At 58.2% G+C, this 23,899-nt stretch carries 22 protein-coding genes; 15 read left to right on the plus strand and 7 right to left on the minus strand.

Translation table 11 applies throughout. The features are described from left to right. The first annotated feature begins 73 nt into the window (after positions 1-73). The 3 genes from rplS (at position 74) to BM155_RS02255 (ending at position 2,359) form a co-directional block, all read left to right on the plus strand. On the plus strand, positions 74-430 hold the full coding sequence (rplS, locus tag BM155_RS02245; RefSeq protein ID WP_437180639.1) for a 50S ribosomal protein L19: 357 nt from the start codon (positions 74-76) through the stop codon (positions 428-430). Positions 431-565: 135 nt separating this feature from the next. After that, positions 566-1,468: a site-specific tyrosine recombinase XerD gene (gene xerD / locus BM155_RS02250; protein WP_067152631.1), complete on the plus strand. Its 903-nt coding sequence runs from the start codon at positions 566-568 to the stop codon at positions 1,466-1,468. Between the two features lie 138 nt (positions 1,469-1,606). Further along, positions 1,607-2,359: a DsbC family protein gene (locus BM155_RS02255; RefSeq protein WP_067152633.1), complete on the plus strand. Its 753-nt coding sequence runs from the start codon at positions 1,607-1,609 to the stop codon at positions 2,357-2,359. Positions 2,360-2,424: 65 nt separating this feature from the next. Here the strand turns inward: BM155_RS02255 and aspA are convergent, their stop codons facing one another. Genes aspA through BM155_RS02270 form a run of 3 tightly spaced genes read right to left on the minus strand, consistent with a single transcriptional unit; the run spans position 2,425 to position 5,760 of the window. Further along, positions 2,425-3,891, minus strand: a complete 1,467-nt coding sequence (aspA, locus tag BM155_RS02260) for an aspartate ammonia-lyase (protein WP_067152635.1) — start codon at positions 3,889-3,891, stop codon at positions 2,425-2,427. A 21-nt stretch (positions 3,892-3,912) separates the two neighbouring features. Beyond that, positions 3,913-4,728 (minus strand): helix-turn-helix transcriptional regulator, encoded by an 816-nt coding sequence (locus tag BM155_RS02265; protein WP_067152637.1) that lies wholly within the window; start codon positions 4,726-4,728, stop codon positions 3,913-3,915. Positions 4,729-4,752: 24 nt separating this feature from the next. Next, positions 4,753-5,760: a type I asparaginase gene (locus BM155_RS02270; protein WP_067157576.1), complete on the minus strand. Its 1,008-nt coding sequence runs from the start codon at positions 5,758-5,760 to the stop codon at positions 4,753-4,755. A 363-nt stretch (positions 5,761-6,123) separates the two neighbouring features. On the opposite strand from BM155_RS02270, the gene BM155_RS02275 reads away from it, so the two are divergent. The 12 genes from BM155_RS02275 to lysS all read left to right on the plus strand — a co-directional run bounded on the left by BM155_RS02275 (position 6,124) and on the right by lysS (position 20,849). Beyond that, entirely contained in the window at positions 6,124-7,458 is a 1,335-nt protein-coding gene (locus BM155_RS02275) for a homoserine dehydrogenase (RefSeq protein ID WP_074900950.1), read from the plus strand. A 104-nt stretch (positions 7,459-7,562) separates the two neighbouring features. Next, entirely contained in the window at positions 7,563-8,957 is a 1,395-nt protein-coding gene (thrC, locus tag BM155_RS02280; protein ID WP_074900842.1) for a threonine synthase, read from the plus strand. A 65-nt stretch (positions 8,958-9,022) separates the two neighbouring features. After that, positions 9,023-10,750 carry a single-stranded-DNA-specific exonuclease RecJ gene (gene recJ, locus BM155_RS02285; protein ID WP_067152641.1) on the plus strand — a complete coding sequence of 576 codons (1,728 nt, stop codon included), beginning with the start codon at positions 9,023-9,025 and terminating at the stop codon, positions 10,748-10,750. Between the two features lie 62 nt (positions 10,751-10,812). Next, on the plus strand, positions 10,813-11,721 hold the full coding sequence (locus BM155_RS02290; protein ID WP_067152643.1) for a DMT family transporter: 909 nt from the start codon (positions 10,813-10,815) through the stop codon (positions 11,719-11,721). Further along, entirely contained in the window at positions 11,721-12,353 is a 633-nt protein-coding gene (locus BM155_RS02295; RefSeq protein ID WP_139223113.1) for a LysE family translocator, read from the plus strand. The genes BM155_RS02290 and BM155_RS02295 overlap by 1 nt, the downstream gene beginning before the upstream one ends. Positions 12,354-12,388: 35 nt before the next feature. Beyond that, entirely contained in the window at positions 12,389-12,835 is a 447-nt protein-coding gene (locus tag BM155_RS02300; protein ID WP_139223114.1) for a hypothetical protein, read from the plus strand. 412 nt (positions 12,836-13,247) lie between these two features. After that, positions 13,248-14,867, plus strand: a complete 1,620-nt coding sequence (locus BM155_RS02305; protein ID WP_083421050.1) for a glycosyl hydrolase family 18 protein — start codon at positions 13,248-13,250, stop codon at positions 14,865-14,867. Positions 14,868-14,959: 92 nt separating this feature from the next. Further along, the gene (locus BM155_RS02310; RefSeq protein WP_067152651.1) at positions 14,960-16,444 is read left to right on the plus strand and encodes a cellulase family glycosylhydrolase; all 1,485 of its coding nucleotides are present in this window, start codon (positions 14,960-14,962) and stop codon (positions 16,442-16,444) included. Positions 16,445-16,571: 127 nt separating this feature from the next. After that, on the plus strand, positions 16,572-16,970 hold the full coding sequence (locus BM155_RS02315) for a MerR family transcriptional regulator (RefSeq protein WP_067152653.1): 399 nt from the start codon (positions 16,572-16,574) through the stop codon (positions 16,968-16,970). Next, a complete protein-coding gene (locus BM155_RS02320) occupies positions 16,960-18,060 on the plus strand; it encodes a permease (RefSeq protein ID WP_067152655.1) in 1,101 nt (366 codons plus the stop codon). Before BM155_RS02315 ends, BM155_RS02320 begins: the two co-directional genes overlap by 11 nt. A 135-nt stretch (positions 18,061-18,195) precedes the next feature. Next, positions 18,196-19,291 (plus strand): peptide chain release factor 2 gene (gene prfB / locus BM155_RS02325; RefSeq protein WP_139223115.1). Its coding sequence is split into 2 segments (ribosomal slippage): positions 18,196-18,267 and positions 18,269-19,291, totalling 1,095 coding nucleotides; the frame shifts between segments, so codons are not numbered across the junction. A 70-nt stretch (positions 19,292-19,361) separates the two neighbouring features. Next, a complete protein-coding gene (gene lysS, locus BM155_RS02330; protein ID WP_067157581.1) occupies positions 19,362-20,849 on the plus strand; it encodes a lysine--tRNA ligase in 1,488 nt (495 codons plus the stop codon). Positions 20,850-20,892: 43 nt separating this feature from the next. On the opposite strand, the gene BM155_RS02335 is transcribed toward lysS, so the two are convergent. From BM155_RS02335 to BM155_RS02350, 4 genes are read right to left on the minus strand one after another with little or no spacing between them, the layout of a single operon-like run. Beyond that, entirely contained in the window at positions 20,893-21,747 is an 855-nt protein-coding gene (locus tag BM155_RS02335; protein ID WP_082817406.1) for a PDZ domain-containing protein, read from the minus strand. 5 nt (positions 21,748-21,752) lie between these two features. After that, complete coding sequence (locus tag BM155_RS02340; protein WP_254773082.1) at positions 21,753-22,376, minus strand: TPM domain-containing protein; 624 nt, start codon at positions 22,374-22,376, stop codon at positions 21,753-21,755. After that, positions 22,376-23,113 (minus strand): TPM domain-containing protein, encoded by a 738-nt coding sequence (locus tag BM155_RS02345; RefSeq protein ID WP_074900854.1) that lies wholly within the window; start codon positions 23,111-23,113, stop codon positions 22,376-22,378. Before BM155_RS02345 ends, BM155_RS02340 begins: the two co-directional genes overlap by 1 nt. A gap of 18 nt (positions 23,114-23,131) precedes the next feature. Beyond that, complete coding sequence (locus BM155_RS02350; RefSeq protein WP_082817407.1) at positions 23,132-23,746, minus strand: LemA family protein; 615 nt, start codon at positions 23,744-23,746, stop codon at positions 23,132-23,134. Positions 23,747-23,899: the final 153 nt, after the last annotated feature.

Genomic DNA, 23,899 nt, shown 5'->3' on the forward strand with positions numbered 1-23,899 from the left:
AATGCCGGACTCGCCGGGAGGCGTGAGTAGTTTGGTGAACTAGCTGAGAAGCTACACAACTTATTTGGGAGCAATCCAAATGACTAACAAAATCATTCAGCAGCTGGAACAGGAACAGCTGAAAAGTGACGTGCCGGAATTTGCCCCGGGCGATACCGTTGTTGTTCAGGTAAAAGTGAAAGAAGGTAACCGCGAGCGTCTGCAGGCGTTTGAAGGTGTGGTCATCGGTAAGCGCAACCGCGGTCTGAACTCTTCTTTCACCGTGCGCAAGATTTCTCACGGTGTTGGCGTGGAGCGCACTTTCCAGACCCACAGCCCGCTGGTGGACAGCATAACCGTGAAGCGTCGCGGCGATGTGCGCCAGGCCAAGCTGTACTATCTGCGCGATCTGACTGGTAAAGCAGCGCGCATCAAAGAAAAACTCAACTAAGTTTTTCTTAGATTGCGAACCGAAAGCCGGGGCAGAAATGCCCCGGCTTTTTTTTGTTGTGTAGCACCTGCTTCATCCACTCGCTGCGGCAGTTGCTCCGGTCACGCTTTCTATCATCTGTGGTTAAATGTGCCCATGGATAATTCAAGCGAACAACGTGCACTGATCACCCGATGGCTGGATATGCTCTGGGCTGAACGTGGTGCCAGCGAACACACTCGGGAAGGTTACGGTCGGGATCTGTGCGCATTTGCTGATTTTTGCTCTGGGCTGGGCCTTGGTCTGATCGCTGCGGGACGCGAGGAGGTGCAGGCATTTCTCGCCGATAAACATCAACGGAATCATTCGGCCCGCTCCAGTGCCCGCACTCTGGCATCCTTGCGCAGCTTCTACCGCTATTGCCTGCGCGAGGGGTTGATTAGGGAAGATCCGGTGGCCTTGGTTGAAAACCCCAAGTTATCCAAGCCGCTGCCAAAGTCTCTGTCGGAGGCGGACGTGGATGCGTTACTGGATGCGCCGGATACGGATACCCCTATCGGAATGCGCGATCGCACCATGTTGGAGCTACTCTACGCCTGCGGTTTGCGGGTCAGCGAGCTGGTGGAGTTGAGCGTATCCCAGGTCAATCTGCGCCAGGGCGTGGTGCGGGTGTTTGGCAAGGGTGGGAAGGAGCGGCTGGTCCCCATGGGAGAGACGGCCCAGGACTGGATGCAGCGCTATTTGAAACAAATCAGACCGCACATGTTGCCACCGGGGGACAGTGATACCTGCTTTCCCGGCCGTGGTGGGCGACCGATGACCCGCCAGACCTTCTGGTACCGTATCAAGCATTGGGCAATGGTGGCCGGAATCGACAAGCCGCTGTCGCCCCATACATTGCGGCACGCTTTCGCGACGCATCTGTTGAATCACGGCGCTGACCTGCGCGTGGTTCAACTGCTGTTGGGACACACGGATCTTTCTACCACACAGATATATACTCAGGTAGCCAAGGCGCGTCTCAGCGAGCTGCACAGGGAGCACCACCCGCGGGGGTAGGACTGCTTCATGGTTCCGCTGGCGCGGATATGGTAAAACGCGACGCACTGGCGGTTCGTCGCTAATGAATTGCCATACTGGGAATCGGAATTCATCGTACCAGTCGAAGTCAACAACGCATCGAAGGAGCTATCGGGAATGACTTTATTTAAGAAGCCGTTGGTGCTGGCGGGAGCTCTCGCTGCACTTCTGGGGTCAATGGCCCAGGCGGAGGTCGACGCCAGTATCGCGAAAACCATCAAGGCGCGCCTCGAAGCGGGCAATCCCAAGGCCAGCTACGGCGAAGTACGTGAGAGCCCGATTAGCGGCCTGTATGAAGTGGATGTTGATGGCGGCGCCAGTACGCTGTTTGTTTCTAAAGACGGCAGCCATTTCATCTTCGGTGATCTTTACCAGGTGAAGAGTGGGGGCGGCCTGGCAAACCTTTCCGAGGAGCGTCGTACCAGTCGGCGGGCGAAGGTCATGGAAGCACAGGATATTGACGATATGATCGTTTTCTCTCCCAAGGGGGAAAAGAAAGCACATATCTATGTGTTTACCGATGTGGACTGCGGTTACTGCCGTAAATTGCACAACGATGTGCCGGAACTGAATCGGCGTGGTATTGAGGTGCGTTATTTGGCTTTTCCGCGTGCTGGTCTGAAATCGCCCAGCTATCGCAAGATTGCCACTGCCTGGTGTGCCGAGGACCGCAACAGTACCTTGACTGCATTGAAAAACCGCCAAAAGGTGCCACTTAACGTGTGTGCCAACAACCCGGTGGCGAAACAGTATAAGCTGGGCAATGAAGTAATCGATGTGCGCGGTACACCTACCATCGTGCTGGAGGATGGGAGTGTGGTCCCGGGCTATGTGCCACCGGATAGGATGGCTAGCGCTCTGGGTATCTGAAGAGAGTTCGAAAAAGGCCTGTAAAGGCCTTTTTCATTTCCTGGAGCATGCTATTCAGGGCTTTTTCAAGCTTTCCCCTTCAGCGCCACTTTACGCGGCCGGGTCATATTCTCTGGCTGTAAAATATCGTTCAACTCTTCTTCGTTCAGAAGTCCCTCCTCGAGAACCAGCTCCTTGACACTGCGTCCGCTGTTCAGCGCTTCTTTGGCAATGCGGGTGGCATTTTCGTAGCCGATAAAGGGGGTGACGGCAGTAATCAGTCCGATACTGTTTTCCACCAGCTCCCGACAGCGATGCTCGTTGGCGGTAATACCGCTGACGCAGCGGTGTGCCAGAGTATTCATGGCCTGGGTCATCAGGCGCATCGACTGCAGCAGGTTAAACGCAATCACCGGTTCCATAACGTTCAGCTGCAGCTGCCCGCTCTCTGCAGCCAGAGTGATGGTGAGGTCGTTGCCGATAACCTGGTAGGCTACCTGATTCACTACTTCGGGAATTACCGGGTTGACCTTGCCGGGCATGATGGACGAGCCGGGCTGCATCGGCGGCAGGTTGATTTCGTTGAGGCCGGCGCGCGGGCCACTGGAAAGCAGGCGCAGGTCATTGCAGATCTTAGAGATTTTCACCGCAATGCGTTTCATTACGCCGGAGAAGATCACGAATGCGCCCGTGTCCGAAGTGGCTTCCACTAAGTTTTCCGCGCAGACGAAATCGATACCGGAAATATCCGACAGAGCGGCGACCACCAATTGGCCGTAGTCGGGGTCGGTGTTGATGCCCGTGCCGATGGCAGTGCCGCCCATATTGATTTCCTTGAATAGCTCTACCAGCTCTTTGACGCGGTCCACATCCTCGCGCACCGTGGCCGCAAAAGCCGCGAATTCCTGCCCCAGGGTCATGGGCACGGCGTCCTGCAGCTGTGTGCGGCCCATTTTGATGACACTGGAAAATTCGGCGGCTTTTTTGTCGAACTCCTGGCACAGTTGCTCCATGGCGTCTACCAGATCGCTGTAGCTGAGCAGTATGGCCAGATTGATGGCCGTCGGATAGACGTCGTTGGTGGACTGGGAAAGGTTTACGTGATTGTTGGGGTGAACCTTTTTGTAGTCTCCTTTTTCGTGGCCCAGCAGTTCCAGCGCGCGGTTGGCAATCACTTCATTGGTGTTCATATTGGTTGAAGTGCCGGCGCCGCCCTGGATCATGTCCACCAGAAAGTGGTCGTGCAGTTTGCCGGCGATAATTTCGTCGCAGGCTATGCCGATAAATTCGGCCAGGTCCTTGTGCAGGTAGCCGAGCTCACAGTTGGCGCGGGCGGCGGCTTTCTTGACCATGGCCAGCGCTTTCACCAGATTGGGAAAGTGGTTCAGAGTGATACCGGTAATCTGGAAATTTTCCAGAGCGCGCAGTGTCTGTATCCCGAAATAGGCGTCGGCGGGCACTTGGCGCTCGCCGAGCAGGTCCCGCTCCGGGCGGCTGGCGGAGCCAGCGGTGAACAGTGGGGTGGGTTTCAGTGTGTGAAAGTTACTGGTCATACGGTTTCCTTTGGGCAATATCTATAGCGGCGTGGCGAAAAAGCTCTGTGGCCCGTCGGTTGTGTTTGCGCGGATGCTTTTGCGGATATTGGGATTAATTTCCTCCGATTCCGGGCCAAAAACGCCGCACAGTTTGAGAGCGCTTCTGACACTGATGCTGCGTCCCAGGGATTCCAGTACTACCTTGGTGCAAACTGGATCGCGCCTGTCGCTGGCGGAGACCCCTAATTTGAGGCCGGACAGATAACTGACACGGCTTTTGTAGGTGGGGTAGAGAATCGTCTGCGCGATTTCATTGCGGGTCAGCGCCTCGTAGCCGATCAGAAAAATGCGCTCGGAGAGAAAAAACAGCATGCCCCGGTAGCGGGATTTGTACCACTCATCCCTGTCCGGGTAGCGCATGCGCTCGAAGCGTTGAAAGTAGTAACCGTCGCCATCGGACTCTATATGTAGAAGACTGCGGATGATGTGATCTTGGAAAGTCATCGAGTAGTGGTACTCGAAATAGAATCCCAGATATTTGTCTGCGTGACCTTTGGAGTCCTGTGTCAGTTTTTCGATATCGGCTGCGTAGGGGGAGCGGGGCGCTTGGCGGTTGCCGGAGGTGCTGCGCACACGCACTATCTGGGCGAACTGCTCGCTCGGCATCACGATTTCGTGAGGTTCAACGCCAAAGAAATCGCAGATCTTCGCCAGGGTGTAGCGAGAGGGCTGGGTGTGGCCGCTCAGATATTTATTGAACTGCGCCCGGTTGATACCTATGCGCCGACATACTTCCGCGATGGAGCGGTAGTAGCTGCACAGCAGGCGCAGGTTCTGTGCAAGATCACTGCTCATTGCATCGATATCCAGTGATTAATCTTATGGTGTGCACTCTCCGCAGAGTGCAACCGGCATGATTTCCCGCACGCGTTCGGCGCTCATCCCCATGGCCAGCAGGTGGTTGAGTTTTGTGAATGCGGCTTCGGTGGTCATATCCAGGCCGCCGATGACGCCAGCATCCAGCAGTGCCGAGCCGGCGGCGTATTTGCCCAGGTCCACGCGATTTTCCATGCACTGGGATACGGCCACACAGACGGTGCCGCGGTCAGTGGCTTTTTTCAGCAGTTCGGTGAAGGCCGCATTCTCTGTTGGCGCGTTGCCGGTGCCGTAGGTTTCCAGCACCAGGCCCCGGGGCTGGAATTCCAGCACCTTGCCCAGAAAAAGAGGTGACAAGCCGGGAAAGAGCTTTAGCACCACTACGCCGCCGTCCGCGTTTGCGGGGATTTGAAAGTCCTTCTCAGCCACAGCCGGCAGCAGGCTGCTGTGGTCAATATTCACTTGAATGCCGATTTCTCCCAGCAGTGGATAGTTGGGAGAGGCAAAGGCATCCAGAGAGCCGGCGCTGATTTTGATGGCCCTGTTACCGCGCAGTAGTTTGCCGTTGAAGTAGAGGCAGACTTCGTTCAGAGCTTCATCGGCACTTAACAGCAGGGCGGCGATCAGGTTGTTGTGGGCGTCGCTGCGCATTTCCCGTAGCGGAATCTGTGAACCGGTGACCAGCACCGGTTTGTTGAGTCCCCGCAGCGCAAAGGAGAGGGCGGAGGTGGTGTAGGCCATAGTGTCTGTACCGTGCAGAACCACGAAGCCATCATAGTGCTCGGCCTGGTCGCGGATGCAGGCGGCAATGCGGTACCAGTCCGCCGGCTGCATATTGGCGCTGTCGAGAAGGCGTTCAAAGGCGTGGAAATCGTATTCCGGCAGCTGATCGGCCGAACCGGCGAGCAGTTGCTGCAGTTGGATCTCTAGGTCTGCATCCGGCACATAGCCGGATGCGCTGCGACGCATACCCAAAGTACCGCCTGTATAGAGAATCAGAGTTTTTTTCATAGGTCCGCCTTCGGCCCGCTCTTTCATGGCCGCCTATTTTGCGTAAAGCCGCGCTGGGCGCAATTTCGCGCCTTGGTGGTATCTGATGCTAGTAGATGCTTTTTTTGTGTCAATTAGCGTCAGTCTCTATTGGCGGATTGGATGAGGGTGGGAAGCGAGCAATCGGTGTAAAGCGCAAAAAGGAGCGGCGACGGTGCGCAATTTTATTGACATTTTCCCCTTCATCTCAGTAAGGTTGCCGTCCTTTTATCGTTTTTTGTTGCCACTTATTGCGCTGTTGCCCAGCTCTGGTTCGACCAGCGGAGAACAGAGCTGCCTGCGCGGAGGGAAGTTGTGAGCGCACCCGTCGAAGAAACCACCGAACTGGCAAAACGCCTTCAGACAGAGCAACCGCGGCGCGCCGCGCGTATTGGTATCTGCGGTCTGGGCACGGTCGGAAGCGGCACAGTCAATGTAATGCTGCGCAACAGTGCGGAGATCGCTGCCCGTTGCGGGCGCCCGGTGGATATCGTCCAGATAGGCGCGCGCCGCGACAATCCGGCGTGTGATACCAGCGGGTTGAATGTCACCCGCGAGATCTTCGATGTAGCCAATAATCCAGATGTGGATATTCTGGTGGAGCTGATCGGCGGTACCACTGTAGCACGGGAGTTGGTGCTGGCTGCCATTGACAGCGGCAAGCATGTGGTCACCGCCAACAAGGCACTGATCGCCGAACACGGCAATGAACTCTTTGCCGCCGCGGCGGAAAAGGGCGTGACCATCGCCTACGAGGCCGCCGTGGCGGGTGGCATCCCTATTATCAAGTCCCTGCGTGAGGGGCTGGCGGGTAACCGCATCCAGTGGCTGGCGGGGATTATCAACGGCACTGGCAACTATATCCTCACCGAAATGCGCGACAAAGGCCGCAGTTTTGAAGAGGCTTTGGCCCAGGCGCAGGCCCTGGGCTACGCCGAGGCCGACCCCACCTTTGATGTCGAGGGTATAGACGCGGCGCACAAGCTGGTGATCATGGCTTCTCTGGCCTTTGCCATCCCCCTGGCGTTCGACAAAGTTTATACCGAGGGCATCAGCCGCATTTCCATAGAGGATATCCGCTATGCGGACGAACTCGGCTACTGCATCAAGCATATCGGGTTGGCGCGGCGCACCGAGGCTGGTGTCGAGTTGCGGGTGCACCCGACTTTGATCCCTCAGCGGCGCCTTATCGCCAACGTGGATGGTGTCATGAACGCGGTGTTGGTCAATGGCGATGCCGTGGGGCCCACGCTCTACTATGGTGCCGGCGCCGGTGCAGAGGCCACCGCCTCGGCGGTGATCGCAGATATTGTCGATGTGGCGCGCACACTAGAGGCCGACCCCTGCCAGCGAGTACCCGCTGCCGGTGTGGCAGAGGGCAATCAGGATGGCCCCCGGGTGCTGCCGATGGAAGAAGTGCTCACCAGCTACTATCTCCGCATTTCCGCACAGGACAAGCCCGGTGTCATGTCCCAGGTAGCGAAGATCTGCAGTGACCAGGGTATCAGTATCGAGGCACTGATCCAGCACGAGCCCGCCGAGGGGGAGACCCTGGTGCCGGTGGTAATACTCACCAGTCGCGCCAAGGAGGCCAGCTTGCGCGAGGCAGTGGCGCAAATTGAGGCGCTGGACACTGTCGAAGGTGAGGTGGTGCGGATTCGTGTAGAGCCGCTCGGTTGATCCGCAAATCTTGGGCAGGCCCCCGTCTGGGCCGGACCCGGCAGCAGCGGTAAACCGGCCGCTGCCGGAAAGAATTCTGTATTTGATTGGTACCAATAAGCATCGTGAAATTTATCAGCACCCGCGGCCGCGCGCCGTCACTCTCCTTTGCCGATACAGTACTCACCGGCCTCGCCAGTGATGGCGGTCTCTATGTGCCGGAATCCCTGCCGGCGTTTTCCCGTGAGGAAATCGCGTCCATGGCGGGCCTGGACTACCGCGAACTGGCTTTCCGCATCATGCAACCCTTTGTCGGCAGTGACGTCAGCGAAGAGGAATTGCGCGGCATTATCGATCGTTCGTACAGCACATTCCGCCACAGTGCCATAGCGCCGCTGGTGCAGACGGATACCAATGAATGGATATTGGAGTTGTTCCACGGCCCGACACTGGCCTTCAAGGATTTTGCTCTGCAGTTTCTCGGCCAGCTGTTCGATCTCCTGCTGAAGAAGCGCGGTGAGCGCGTTGTGGTGATGGGCGCTACTTCTGGCGATACCGGTTCAGCCGCGATCGAAGGCTGCAGGCACTGTGAAAATATCGATATTTTTATCCTGCACCCGCACAACCGCGTGTCGGAAGTGCAGCGTCGGCAGATGACCACGGTGCTGTCGGACAATGTGTTCAATATTGCCTTGGAGGGCAACTTCGACGACTGTCAGAATATGGTCAAGGCCAGTTTCGCCGAGCAGTCGTTCCTGCCCGATGGCCGTCGCCTAGTGGCGGTCAATTCCATCAACTGGGCGCGCATCATGGCGCAGATCGTCTACTACTTTTACGCCGCCCTGCGCCTGGGGGCACCACAGCGGACAGTCAATTTTTCGGTCCCCACCGGCAACTTCGGCGATATTTTTGCCGGTTACCTGGCACGGCAGATGGGGCTCCCCATCGGCCAGCTGGTGATCGCCACCAATGCAAACGATATCCTGCACCGTTGTATCAGTGACAACGACCACTCCCCCAGGCCGCTAGTGCACAGCTTGTCGCCCAGTATGGACATCATGGTGTCCAGCAATTTCGAGCGTTTGCTTTTTGACCTCTACGGCCGTGACGGCGCTGCGGTAGCGGCCCTGTTGGCGGATCGCAGTGCCCCCATGCACCTGAGTAAGGAAGCCCTGGACAGGGCGCGGGAGTTATTCTCCTCTTATCGAGTGGACGATACGCGCACCGTGGAAGTGATACGGGCGGTGTACGAATCGAGCGGCTATCTGCTCGATCCGCATACGGCGATCGGTGTAGAGGCGGCGCGCCAGGTGCGCAGAGCGGAGGACCAGCCCATGGTTTGCCTCTCCACCGCGCATCCGGCAAAATTCCCTCAGGCGGTGGCCCGTGCGCTGCCAACACAGGAAATTCCCCTGCCGACCCATATGCAGGATTTGTTTCGGCGCGAGGAGCGTATGAAGGTTCTGCCCAACGACCTCAAGCGGGTCCACGAATTTATGGCAATGGCGCTCGGCGGGTGACAGCCAACCTGTAGTAGGGGCGGGCCGAATACCCTTGCCCTCACTGCGAAATTTGCTGAGCAAGAATGAATACAAGAATTCAGCGGCGGCCAGTGGATTTGTCCACTGGCCGTTTTGCTTCTGATACCCCCAAAATTCTGCAGCGGGTGCTGCTCGGTCGCGGAGTCACTTCCGAGGCGGAACTGGACCACCGTTTAGCCAGGCTGCATCCACCCCAGACCATGCGCGGTGTGGACACCGCCGTGCGCCTGATTGCCGAAGCGATTCGGGCGCAGGAAAAAATACTGATTGTCGGTGACTTCGATGCCGACGGCGCCACTAGCAGTACCCTGGCGGTGTTAGCTCTCGGTGCCATGGGTGCGGCGAGTGTCGATTTCCTGGTTCCCAATCGTTTTGATTACGGCTACGGCCTGACACCGGAAATCGTGATGGTGGCAAAGGAATATGAGCCCGCTCTGCTGATTACCGTCGATAACGGTATCAGCTCCATAGACGGCGTGGCCGCGGCCAAGGCCTCCGGTATGAAGGTGGTTGTCACCGATCACCATTTGCCGGGAGAACAATTGCCCGATGCCGATGCGATCGTCAATCCCAACCAGCCGGGTTGCCAGTTCCCAAGTAAAAATCTGGCCGGTGTGGGGGTCATTTTTTATTTGCTCAGCCGCCTGCGCACCGCCCTGGTGGAGAGCGGCTGGTTCGCGGATCAAGGTATCAGCCCGCCCAATATGGCCGACTACCTGGATCTGGTGGCGCTGGGCACAGTCGCTGACTTGGTACCGCTGGATCACAATAACCGTATTTTGGTGCACCAGGGTATTGCCCGCATCCGCGCGGGCCGCTGCCGGCCCGGGATCGCCGCCCTGCTGGAAGTGGCCGGGCGGGATCAGCGCAGACTGTCCACGACAGATATCGGTTTTATCCTCGGTCCGCGTATCAATGCCGCCGGGCGCCTGGATGACATAGGTACCGGTATCCGCTGCCTGCTGACCCGCGATCCATCCGAGGCCCGTGAACTGGCCGCGGAACTGGACGCCCTCAATCGCGACCGCAAGGCGATAGAGCAGGGCATGCAGCGCGAAGCCATGGCGGCGCTGGAAAAGCTGCAGCTGGAGGGCGAGATCCCTTGGAGCCTGTGCCTGTATGATGAAAACTGGCACCAGGGTGTGGTTGGCATTCTCGCCAGTCGCATCAAGGAAAAATTTCACCGTCCAGTGATCGCCTTTGCGGACGGGGACAACGGTCTGATCAAGGGGTCCGCCCGTTCGATTCCGGGATTGCATATCCGCGATACCCTGAGCGACGTGGACGCAGCCCACCCCAAGCTGATTACCAAGTTCGGCGGCCACGCCATGGCCGCTGGACTCAGCCTGCCGGCGGAGAAGTTTCCCGCGTTTGTAGATGCCTTTGAAGCGGCGGTGCGCAATCGACTGACAGAAAAGCAGCTGCAGGCGGTGATTGACTCCGATGGCGAATTGGAGCCGCACGAATTTACACTGCAGACGGCTGCGACCCTGCGCGCCTGTGCGCCCTGGGGACAGGCGTTCCCCGAGCCGTTGTTCGATGGTGAATTCCTGTTGCTGCAGCAGCGTATTGTCGGCGAGCGCCACCTGAAAATGGTCCTTGCCCCGTTGCAAAGTCCGCAGCAGGCACTGGATGCCATCGCCTTCAATGTGGATACGGAGCAGTGGCCGCGGCCAGTGGATAGGGTCCGGGTGGCTTACAAGCTCGATATCAACGAATTCCGCGGCCGTGAATCCCTGCAATTGTTGGTAACTTATCTCGAAGCGATGTGATGCGACCTGTGGGGTAAACACGGGCGCTGTGCTCAAAACTCTATTTTTTTCCAAGTGATAGTATGAAAGGACAACAGGCGAAAGCCGAATTACTGCTGCTGTTTGCCGCTTTTTTCTGGGGGCTGGCTTTTGTCCCACAAAAGGTGGCGATGGAATATATGCCACCGCTGGCGTTCAACGCCTGGCGCTTTCTGCTCGGTGGCTTGATTCTGATTCCCCTGGTTTACTGGCTTTCGTCCCGCCGCGAGGTGGCGACACCGGAGGCGGGCACCCAGATAAAAAGCCGCTGGCGCGACAGTTTTGCCGGCGGAGCGATACTGGGATTTTGGCTGTTCCTCGGCGCGGCGCTGCAACAGTGGGGACTGGTATATACCAGTGCCGGGCGCGCCGGTTTTATTTCCGGTATGGAAATGCTGCTGGTGTCGTTAATTGGGCTCTCCCTGGGAATTGCCACCAACCGCTGGACCTGGGCAGGTATCGGGGTGGCACTGGCGGGCCTCTATGTGCTGGGAGACTTTTCCCAGGAATCACAGATGATCGGTGATCTGCTGGTCTTCGCCGGCGCCTTCGCCTTTGCGATACAGGTACTGACTGCGGACCGGTTGGTAAAACGCCGCCACGCACTGCGCCTGGCCGCGGTGCAGTTTATCTTCTGCGGCCTCTTTTCCACGCTGGCGTCACTGTTGGTGGAAGATGCCAGTCTGCAGGGCGCGGTGGACGCCGCCTGGCCCATCGCCTATATGATGATCTTCTCCACCGCGGTGGCATTCACCTTCCAGCTGCTGGGACTGCGTCACGCGGCCACCTCTCACGCCACGGTGATAATGAGTTTGGAGTCGGTATTCGCCCTGCTAGCGGGTTGGATGATCCTTGGGGAGGTATTCAGCGGGCATGAGCTGCTCGGCTGCGGTTTGATGCTCGCCGGAATGCTATTGAGCCGCTATGGGACTCACGCGGGAAGTCATCACTGATGGACGTGATCGACTTTTCGCTGCTAGTGCTGTTTGTGCCGACATTTTTCTTCGTATCGGTGACTCCGGGGCTTTGCATGACCCTGGCGCTGACCATGGGAATGACGCTGGGGGTGCGCCGCACCCTGTGGATGATGGCCGGGGAGTTGACCGGAGTGGCATTGGTGGCGGTGACCGCGGTACTGGGAATCGCAGCCCTGATGCTCAAGTACCCCGGCGCCTTTCAGATATTCAAATACTGTGGTGGTGCTTATCTGGCCTGGCTCGGTCTGCAGATGTGGCGCGCCCGGGGGCACATGGCCATTGCGACATCGAAGGAGGGGGCCGCGGCGCCGCCCACCCGCGGGGCGCTGGCGGCCCAGGGATTTATCACCGCAGTGGCCAATCCCAAGGGGTGGGCCTTCTTTATCGCGTTGTTACCCCCCTTTATCAGCGACAGTCGGCCCCTGGCGCCGCAGCTGGCAGTCCTGGTTGCTATCATTTTGCTGTTGGAATCCCTGTGCCTGTTGATTTACGCTGGTGGTGGCCGCACCCTGAGCCGCCTGTTGGCCAGAGGCGACAACCTGCGATTGATCAACCGCATTGCCGGCAGCTTGATGATGGGCGTCGGTATCTGGCTCGCATTTGGTTGATTGCAGAACTCACCAGCTTTATGGAGGAAGCACAATTGAACAGAAAAATTCCCTTGCTGTTGTTGATCCCCGTTCTCACCCTGTCCCTGGGTGCCTGCGAGCGGCGGGCGGAAAAGGAATCCCAATCCGAGGCGATGTCAGAGATGAAGCAAAACAGCGCGGAGGCGGAGCAGCCGCCGGCACAGGCGGAGGAGCTGGTCTGGGTCTTTGAGGGGCGCGGCAACCGTCAGTGCGAGGGCGGCGGTCTTTCTCTGGAGGAAAGTCGCGCCAAATTGGCCGATAGCGGTGTGGAAGTTGAGGAGTCCCGTTGTGCCACCCGCACCGATCGTATGTACCCGGCGGTGTGCGGAGCGCCCACCGGTGACATATTGATGCACCTGATCCCCATGGACGCGCTGGACGCGGCTCTGGAGTTGGGGTTTGACCCCGCTGACCAGATTCAGTACCAGCAGCGCGGCAGTTGTCCCGACAACGATTCCTAAGATTTTCCCGCTACAGCGCGTTACCCGGCGACCTATCACTATTCCTACAAAATCCTCGCCCTCCGCGGAGGGCGTGCCGTATCCGAGAGCTAGATCCCAAATTATGCCGCAGTTGGCGCGGCAAACATCAGTTGGTTTGACAGCGTTGTCAGTGTGTCCGTAGTGTGAAGTGGCTTTCTGCGCAGGTACCAGGACAGCATCGAGCGCGGCAGCCAATTAAAGCGCATGTATTTCCCTGAAAGTTGAATGTCCGGGCGGGTGTTTTCCTGTCAGGCCTTTTATCAGTCTGGCGCTTCAGGGCGTGGTGCGCCCGGTCTGCTGTTGCGGTTCTGGGGTTTTGGAATGTCAGGCGGAAAGAGCATCGTCAATAGCGGCTGCGGTGGGCGGTCGTATCAGTTTACGGAGAGTCGTCATGAACAGAGTTTGCAATGCCGTTGTTTTCCGCATGCACCGGCTTTTGTTTGCCCTGTTATTACCTCTGGGTGCCAGCGGCGTTTTTGCGTTCGATTGCAGTGGTTTGCCAGAGTGGGATAGCACCGCCGCCTACACCGGTGGTGCTCAGGTGAGATACAACAACTTTGCCTATAGGGCCAATTGGTGGAGCCAGGGCGCCAACCCTGAAAGTCATTCTGGCCAGTGGCAGGAATGGACCAACTTGGGCCAATGCAATGGCGCGGGGAGCAGTTCTTCGTCCAGTTCTTCATCTAGCTCTTCATCTAGCTCTTCATCTAGCTCTTCATCCAGTTCCGGCAGCTCATCCGGCTCTGGAGGTTCTTCCGGCGGCGCCTGTAGCTCGCCGCAATACCGCGCGGGGACCAGTTATAGTGCCGGTGAAACAGTGCAGAACTTGGGATTCGAATACCGCTGTGATATTGCCGGCTGGTGTTCTTCCTCCGCGGCCTGGGCCTATGCGCCCGGCGAAGGGATGCACTGGCAGGATGCCTGGACCCAGGTGCGCAGCTGTGGCGGTGCGTCCAGTAGTTCGGGCTCTTCTTCCAGCGGCAGTGGCAGCGGCGGGCCCGGTAATGGAGGCAGCAAGCGGATTATTTCCGGCTATTGGCATAATTTTGATAACGGTTCCGGTGTTATCCCGATAGCCGATGTGTCGGATGCTTTTGATGTGATCAATGTGTCTTTCGCCGAACCCACGGGCGCGGCTCCGGGGGAAATCGGTTTTAAGCTGGATCCGCTGTTCAACGAACAGTCATTTATCGCCGGTATTCAGGCCAAGCAGGCCGATGGAAAAAAAGTGATCATCAGTATCGGCGGCGCCAATGGTCAGGTGCGTCTTGAGACAACCCAGGCCCGCGACAATTTTGTCGACTCGATGATTCGCATTATCGACCGATATGGTTTCGACGGTTTAGATGTGGATTTTGAAGGTCACTCGCTGGAGTTGAATGCCGGGGATGTGGATTTCCGCAATCCCACCACGCCGGTTATTGTGCACCTGATCGAAGCGCTCAAGGCGCTAAAGGCACACTATGGCCCTGACTTTATGCTGACCATGGCCCCGGAGACATTCTTTGTACAGCTGGGGTACAGCTTTTACGGTGGCAGTTGTTCCGGTTGTGACCGCCGTGCCGGCGCCTACCTCCCGGTTATCCATGCACTGCGCGATGATCTCAATTGGCTGCAAGTGCAACACTACAATTCGGGGCCCATTATCGGGCTGGATAATCAGTATCACAGCATGGGGGTGGCTGATTTTCATATCGCCATGGCCGATATGGTACTGACGGGCTTCAACGTGGGCGGAAATCCCGACCATTACTTCCCACCCCTACGCCAGGAACAGGTTTTGATCGGTTTGCCCGCGAGCGTCAATGCCGGTGGCGGATTCACCTCTGTGCAGGAAGTGCACGCGGCGCTCAATTGTCTGGTCAAGCTGCAGGGTTGTGCTACTTACACTCCGCATACCAGCACTGGTTGGACGGGCATCGGTGGCTTGATGACCTGGTCGATCAACTGGGACAAATTCAACAATTATGAATTTTCCACCGAGCACCGGACATTCCTCGACAACCTTTAACTCCCTTTGCGAGCCGGTGCCACCGACAAGGCAAAGGGAATGGATAAGTTGCGAATGAAATTTTGACCTTGGCCGTCAAGAGAGAAAAGCCAATGAACAAAACGATTCTCAAATTAGGGGCCAGCCTGATTTTCCTGATGGTATTTCCCCTCGCCCATTCATACGACTGCAGCGCACTCCCGGCTTATGTCGGGGGAAGCGGCTATCAAAGCGGTGATAATGTAGTCAATGCCGGTGAAGCCTTCCGTTGCAAAGTCGGTGGCTGGTGCAGTCAGGGCGGGCCCTACGAGCCCGGTGTCGGGTGGGCTTGGAGTTATGCCTGGGATGGTCTGGGAAGCTGCGACAGCGGTGGCGGTTCCGGCGGCAGTTCTTCCGGGAGCTCGGGTTCTTCCGGCTCCGGCTCATCTTCGGGCAATACTTCCTCTGGTGGCGACGCCGATTGCGGTGGGCTGCCGCACTGGGATATCGGTGCTGTCTACACCGGTGGCAGCGCGGTGCAGTATCAGGGGGTGAAGTATGTGGCAAACTGGTGGACTCAGGGCGAAAATCCCGCGCAAAACTCCGGCCCCTACCAAGTGTGGAGTAACAGCGGTGCATGCGGTACCGGCTCCTCCTCCGGCAGCTCTTCCAGCGGTTCCTCGTCTGGTGGTGACACTGCCGTCGGCCGCAACGGGCAGCTGCATGTCTGCGGTACCAGGCTTTGCAACAAGGACAGCGAGCCGGTGCAACTGCGCGGTATGAGCACCCACGGGTTGCAGTGGTATGGCTGGGGTGACTGTGTGACAGACGCCTCGCTGGATGCGCTGGCCGATGACTGGCGGGCAGATATTTTGCGCGTATCCCTCTATGTGCAAGAGGGCGGTTATGAAACCGATCCCGCCGGCTACACGGCACAGGTCAGCCATATCATCGACGAGGTCACCGAGCGGGGCATGTATGTGCTGGTAGACTGGCACCAGTTGGACCCCGGGGATCCCAATTACAACCTGGAAAATGCCCGCCGCTTCTTCACTGATATCGCCCGCGAACACGCGGATCAAAACAATATTATTTACGATGTGGCGAATGAGCCGAACAATGTCAGCTGGAATGACATTCGCAGCTATGCCATGCAGATAATTCCGGTTATCCGCCAGTACGACCCGGACGCGGTAGTGGTGGTGGGAACGCACGGTTGGGCTTCCCTGGGCGTTTCGGATGGTCGCAGCGCACAGGATATTATCGACAACCCGGTGACCATCGATAACATCATGTACGGCTTTCATTTTTACGCCGCTTCCCACGGCCAGTATTACCGCGATGCGCTGAAGTCGGCACTGGACCGCGGTCTGCCTATCTTCGTCACCGAATGGGGTTCTCAGACCTACACGGGTGACGGCGGCAACGATTTCGCCAGTGCCCAGGCCTACCTGGATCTTCTGGACCAGTATCAGGTGAGCTGGACCAACTGGAATTACTCCGACGACCACCGCTCCGGGGCGGTTTGGCAGACAGGTACCTGCAGTAGCGGCCCCTGGACCGCAGAACGCTTGAAGGAGGCCGGCCGCTGGGTGCGGGATAAAATCCGCAACCGCTGATATCCACAGCAATTGCCCGCCCGGCAGCATCCGGGCGGGACAGCCTGTCCCCTCCGTCTCTTGACCTTCCCCTTGCGGTAATCTTTAACCTCCTGCATCGTATTCACTGTTTAACAGGTACGGTCGTATGAATATTTCCCAGGCGGCGCAGCGCTCGGGCCTGACGGCCAAGGCACTGCGCTATTATGAATCCATTCATTTGCTCTCCCCCAAGCGTGCGGGCAACGGTTACCGCGATTACAGTGAGCGGGACCTGGAGACACTGCACTTTATTCGTCGTGCCCGCGCGGTGGGCTTTACCGTGGACGAAGTGCGCAGCCTCCTGGTGCTGCACCACAACCCTTCCCGCCGCAGCCACGACGCCAAGGCGTTGGTGGAGGAGAAGCTGACGCACATAGAAGCGCAACTGCGGGATTTGCGGGAGATGCGCGGCGCATTGCGCCGCCTGGCGGACAGCTGTGCCGGTGACGAGTCTCCCGAGTGTGCGATTTTGGATAGTCTTTGCGGAGGTGTGTGTGACGGATAAGTGCTGTGGTCCCCGCCCCCCTGATGGCGGGCAGGTGGTGGAAGCGCACACCTCCGCCTGCTGTGCCGACGAGCCTCGCGGCCACCTCGACTGGTTGCTGTGGATTAGTCTGTCCGTGGTTGCCATTCTCTACTGCATATACTGGGTCGTGGATTTGGACGCTATGCCGGAGTGGCTGCACCATATGTCCGCTGGTGTGGTGGAACTGGTGCACACCATGTGGTGGGGCGTGGTGGCGGGTGCGCTTTTCGTGGGGCTGTTGGGGCGTATTCCCCAGGAGCTGGTAATTAAGGCACTGGGGCGGGGGGGCAGCAAACGCGGTCTGTTTCGCGCCACCTTGGCGGGACTATTCTTTGATCTCTGCTCCCACGGCATCCTCATGGTGGGGATGCAGCTGTATAAGCGCGGCGCCAGCATCGGCCAGGTGATGGCCTTCTTGATCGCCAGCCCATGGAATTCCCTGTCGCTGACAGTGATCCTGATCGCACTGATCGGTTTCTGGTGGACGCTGTTGTTTATTCTGTGCTCTGCGGCCATCGCGCTGATCAGCGGCTATCTCGCCGACCGGCTGGTGGAGCAGGGTAAATTACCGCCCAATCCCAACAAGGTGGAGTTGCCGGAGGACTACGACTGGCGCACTGAGGTGGTGGGCCTCTGGCAGCGGGCGGAATTGACGCCCACCAGTATCGGCAGTCTGTTGTGGGAGGGTATTCGCGGTTCCCAGATGGTGGTGCGTTGGCTGCTGGTGGGTATAGTCCTCGCGGTACTGGTGCGGGCCTTTGTGGACCCGGCAGTGTTTCAGCAGTGGTTTGGCCCGTCTGCGCTAGGACTCGCGGCGACCCTGGTGGCGGCGACGATTCTTGAGGTCTGCTCGGAAGGAGCCACGCCTTTGGCGGCCGATATATTCAGCCGCGCCACGGCACCGGGCAATGCCTTTGCGTTTCTGATGGCCGGGGTGTCCACAGACTATACCGAGTTGATGTCTATCAAAGACACCACTGGCTCCTGGAAAATCGGTTTTGCACTACCGCTTTTGACCCTGCCGCAGATCATCCTTGTCGGATTGTTGATGAACGGATTTGGAGCTTGAGGCACAGTGACTTCCGGGTAGGTGGGCCGCGGCAATTGCCGCGGCCCGGTACCGCTTCCCGCCCCACTGGAACCGCCCACCCGCGCTACGGTAGAATGCGCGCCGCTTTATAGACAGTCCGGAATCCGAGAGTTCATGGAAATCAATCCCCTTCTCAACCAATTGAAAGACCTCGAAGAACGCACCGACGTTCTTAGGGGGTATCTTTGACTACGCCAACAAGAAAGAGCGCCTGACCGAGGTAGAACTGGAACTCGCCGAACCCAGCGTCTGGGACGAGCCGGAGCGGGCCCAGGAACTGGGCCGCGAGCGCGCCTCCCTGGAAGCCGTGGTTAAAACCATCGAAACCCTGGATAGCGGCATTTCCGATTGTCGCGAACTGCTGGAAATGGCCGTGGAAGAGGGGGACGAGGACTCGGTCGCGGATGTGTCCGCGGAAATCGAAAACCTGCAGCAACAGCTGGGCGGGCTGGAGTTCCGCCGCATGTTCTCCGGTGAAAACGACCCCAACAATGCCTACCTGGATATCCAGGCGGGCTCCGGTGGCACCGAGGCCCAGGATTGGGCCGAGATGCTGCTGCGCATGTACCTGCGCTGGGGAGAGGCCCACGGTTTCAAAACCACCCTGGAGGAAGTCTCTGCCGGGGAGGTGGCGGGCATCAAGAGTGCCACTATCCACTTTGCGGGCGAATACGCTTTCGGTTGGCTGCGTACCGAAACCGGGGTGCACCGGCTGGTGCGCAAATCGCCATTCGACTCCGGCAACCGCCGTCACACCTCGTTCAGTTCGGTATTTGTCTCACCGGAAATCGACGACAATATCGAGATCGCGGTAGACAAGTCCCAGGTGCGCGAGGATACCTACCGCGCTTCAGGCGCTGGCGGTCAGCACGTGAACAAAACCGACTCGGCTGTGCGCCTGACCCACATTCCCTCCGGTATCGTGGTGGCCTGTCAGAGTGAGCGTTCTCAGCACCAGAACCGGGACAAGGCCTGGAAAATGCTGCGCGCCAAACTGTATGAGCAGGAGATGATCAAGCGCAACGCCGAGAAGCAGGCGATGGAGGACAGTAAGGCGGATATCGGCTGGGGTAGCCAGATCCGGTCCTACGTGCTCGATGACCAGCGCATCAAAGACCTGCGCACCGGTGTGCAGACCAGTAACTGTCAGGCGGTGCTGGACGGCGACCTGGATCAATTTATCGAGGCCAGCCTGAAAGCCGGGCTTTAAGTTTGGGCAAGCCGGCAACAGCGCCGGTTTGGCCGCATTCCCTATCCATTTTTCCGCATTGGAAGAACCCATGACCGACATCCAGCATGACGAAAACAAACTGATCGCCGAGCGCCGCGCCAAGCTGAGTGCGCTGCGCGAAAAGGGCAATGCCTTCCCCAACAGCTTCCGCCGCGAAAATCTCGCCGCCGACCTGCAGAGCGAGTACGGCGAAAAAACCAAGGAGGAGCTGGAACAGCTGGGGGTGAGCGCTTGTGTGGCCGGGCGTGTTCTCGCTAAGCGCGGCCCCTTTATGGTGATTCAGGACGTGTCCGGGCGAATCCAATTGTACGCGGACAAAGCGGCGCAGAAGGACATCAAGGCGCGCTTCGGTGGCTGGGATATCGGCGACATTGTCGGTGTCAAAGGTGTGCTGCACAAATCCGGCAAAGGTGATCTCTACGTGACCTGCGACGAGTACACCCTGTTGACCAAAGCCCTGCGCCCGCTGCCGGAAAAATTTCACGGCATTGCAGACCAGGAACTGCGCTATCGCCAGCGCTACGTGGATCTGATTGCCACACCGGAATCCCGCGAGGTATTCCGCATCCGCTCGAAAGTGATCGACTATATCCGCCGCTTCCTGAACGGCCACGATTTTATGGAAGTGGAAACACCGATGCTGCAGGTGATTCCCGGCGGGGCCACCGCGCGGCCGTTTATCACCCACCACAATGCGCTGGATATTGATATGTATCTGCGCATCGCGCCGGAGTTGTACCTCAAACGCCTGGTGGTCGGCGGCTTTGAGCGCGTGTATGAGATCAATCGCAACTTCCGCAACGAGGGCCTCTCCACCCGCCACAACCCCGAGTTCACCATGCTGGAGTTCTACCAGGCCTATGCGGACTACAAGGACCTGATGGATCTGACCGAGGAAATGTTGCGCGGCATCTGCTCGGAAGTGCTGGGCAAAACCACGATCGAATACCAGGGCAGCAGCTACGATTTTGCCAAGCCGTTTGCGCGCCTGTCGGTATTCGATGCCATCCTGCGCTACAACCCGGGGCTGTCGCACTCCGATATCGACAACCTGGAGAGTGCGCGCAAAGTGGCGGAAAACCTGGATATTCCGCTCAAAGACAGCTGGGGCCTGGGCAAGGTACAGATTGAAATCTTCGAGAAGACCGTTGAGCACCGCCTGGACCAGCCGACCTTTATCACCGAATACCCGACTGAGGTATCGCCGCTGGCGCGCCGCAATGACGATAACCCCTTCGTCACCGACCGCTTTGAGTTTTTTGTGGGCGGCCGCGAAATCGCCAATGGCTTTTCCGAGCTGAACGACGCGGAAGACCAGGCCGAGCGCTTCAAGGCGCAGGTGGCGGAGAAAGAGGCCGGGGACGATGAGGCCATGCACTACGACGCTGACTATATCCGCGCCCTCGAATATGGCCTGCCGCCGACCGCCGGCGAAGGTATCGGTATAGATCGGTTGGTAATGCTGTTGACTGACTCTCCCTCAATTCGCGACGTACTGCTGTTCCCGCATATGCGTCCGGAAACCTCGGGGGAATAATCGACCCACGCTATGGCCTTTCCCCCGCCCGGGGGACAGGCCTTTAGCCTTGCACGCCCAGCGGCCCGCTGGGCACATAGATCACTTCCCGGCTGCCGCTTCCCGCGCGCTGTACTTCCACCGCCACAGTCTGCCCCGGGGCTACCCGGTAGATTTGCGCGCGCAAGTCCCCCATGTGAAAAATCCGCTCGCCGTTGTAGGAGATGATCTTGTCTCCGGGCCTAAGCCCCGCGTTTGCGGCTGGCGTGTCACTGATCACCCGGTTTACCCGCATTTCCTGTTGTCCGTTGGCTTGCAGATAGAGTTCAAATTCCTCCTCGCTGAGCTCGTGCTCCAGCATTTTGCGTGGATGACTGTAGATACTGAGCTGTTCGCGGAGTGCCGCCGCTTCCGCGGAGGATTTGTCCTGTAGGTGGCGGTACGCGTAGGCGAGCTTCATATGGTCGTACTGAAAGCGCTCCTGTTTTTCCAGAATCAGTTCGGCCCGGTCGGGGTTAATACCGGCATTGATCAGGCGCTGTAGTTGCATCTGCCGGTGCCGCGCATAGGGATTCCGCCTCAGGTGTTCTTCTCTTTCTGCCAAGCTGTTGTCCACTGAACCGGTGCGCGCAGCGTCGTTTACCTCCTCCGGTATTGGCGGCATTAAATGTTCCAGGCGCCGGTGTAGATCCTCTACCAGTTCCAGTAGCTCGGACTGCAGTCGGTTGGTGTTTTCTACGGCTTCTTCCAGCTGTTGCACCCGTTGCGCCAAGTGATTGTCGGCAGAGAAAAGTGATGACAATCGAGGTTTGCCGTCGTTTTCAGCGCCGCCTTGGCCCAGTGCGCTGTAGACGGAGTAGGTGGCCAGTATCAGCAGCAGGGTGGTTCCGGCAATCAATGGGGATTTTCCTATCTGCATGCTACTTAATCCAAAATAATCAGATGATTGGGCAATTCATTTTTTATCGCTGTGGCGGGAGCAGCCTCCTGCAGCAGCTCGCCGCACTGTTCGATGCAGTGTATAAAGGCTTCTCCAGTTTTTCCGCGCTTGATTTCGCGGATAAAGTTTTCGATGGTTTCCCGCCAGGCTTCGTTGTTAATCAGCTCCGCCAGTCCCCGGTCCGCCAGTATTTCGACATAGTGCTCTGCCTCGGCGACAAAGATTAAAAGCCCCAGGCGCCCCTCGGTGCTGTGCAGTTCTTGCTCGAGAAATTGGCGTCGGGCCAGGTTGGCGGCGCGCCAGTATTTCACTTTTTGGGGGACCAGCCGCATGGTCAGCGGGCGCCAGCGGAACAGCACTGCCAGCGTGATAAACAGAATCCACTGCAGGGTAAAAATTTGCTGGTGGCTCAGCCATTGGGGCAGCAGGTGTAGCAGGGGAGTCAGCAACAGGGCCAGAAAAGCAGCCCAGAGAGTGGAAATATACAAGTAGTTGTCCGCCTCCCGCGCCAGCACCGTGACCAGTTCCGCGTCGGTGCGCGATTCCACTTCCTTAATGGTTTCGGCGACTTTGCGCCGGTAGTCGCTGTTGAGTATCTGCCTGGCCATCACCATCCTCCGGATGCGCCGCCCCCGCCAAAGCCGCCGCCACCACCGCCAAAACCACCCCCGCCAGCGCCGCCGCCGAATCCACCTCCGCCGTAATAGCCTCCGTAGCGGCCGCGTTTGAAGCCGCGGCTGCCCGCGGGGGCGCCCAGTACCGAGGCGCCGAACAGTTGCAGCATCACCAGCAACAGGAACAGGCCGACCAAAATTGCCAGGCGGCGTTCGCCCCCGGTTTTCGTCGGTTCGGCTACATATTCGTTTCCGATCGCAGCGATCATCGACTCGATACCCGCAGTGACGCCACTATCAAAATCGCCGGCTCTAAATTTAGGCAGGATTTTGGTATGGATTATGTTGGCCGCCAGCGCATCGGTGAGTGCGCCCTCCAGGCCATAGCCCACTTCAATCCTTACCTTGCGCTCATCGGCCGCCACCAGCAGCAGTGCGCCGTTGTTTTTATCCTTCTGGCCCAATTGCCAGTGGCGTCCAAGTTGGTAGCCGTATTCTTCGATCGTCAGGCCCTGCAGGTCGTTCAAGGTGGCCACTACCAATTGATTGCCGGTCTCCTTTTCATGCTTCTGCATGATTTCCGTCAGTCTGTACTCTGCTTCGGGGCTGAGTAATCCGGCCCTGTCCACCACGCGTCCGGACAGTGGCGGGAACTGTACCTGGGCCAATGCGCTTGCGGCGCAGATCAGAGCGGCGAGGGCTGATGTGACCGTTGTGGTGCGACGACTCATGGCAAATTCGCGACGCGGTTACTGAAAATCGACCTGCGGCGCTTTTTCCACGTCCTCTCCGGTGGCTTTGAAGGTTTCTCGCAGCGGCATATCGCTATAGAGAATCGTATGCCAGATTCGCCCCGGAAAGGTACGGATTTCCCGGTTGTAGCGTTCCACAGCCTGGATATAATCCCGCCGCGCCACACTGATGCGGTTTTCGGTGCCCTCCAGCTGGGATTGCAAGGCGAGGAAATTTTGATCCGCCTTCAAGTTGGGGTAGCGTTCCACCACCACCATCAGGCGCGCCAAGGCGCTGGACAGCTGGGCTTGAGCAGCCTCGAACTGCTGTAACTTGGCGGGGTCGTCAATCAGATTTTGGTCCACTTGTATTGCGCCCACTTTGGCGCGAGCCTCGGTCACCGCCTCTAGAGTTTCGCGCTCGTGGGCGGCGTAGGCCTTCACGGTTTTCACCAGGTTGGGAATCAGATCGGCGCGGCGCTGGTACTGGTTCTCCACCTGGGCCCAGGCGGCTTTTACCTGTTCGTCATTGGTGGGAATATTGTTGATGCCGCAGCCGCCGAGTCCGAGCAACAGCAAACAGAGCAGGGTACCTGTGCAGAGCCGACGGTTGCCGGCGATGGCGAAATTCATACGGAGTGCCCCTGTGTCTAGGGAACTGCCGAATAATTCGCTTCCGGGCGGAAATGATATTGCACGCTTTGCAGGCAATAACAGGGCGCGAGCGAATTACTCAGAGGTTCCTTACTTTTTTAGGAAACCACCCAAGAATAGCCCGCCGTTCCT

The organism is Microbulbifer thermotolerans, from assembly GCF_900112305.1.
Classification (GTDB): domain Bacteria; phylum Pseudomonadota; class Gammaproteobacteria; order Pseudomonadales; family Cellvibrionaceae; genus Microbulbifer; species Microbulbifer thermotolerans.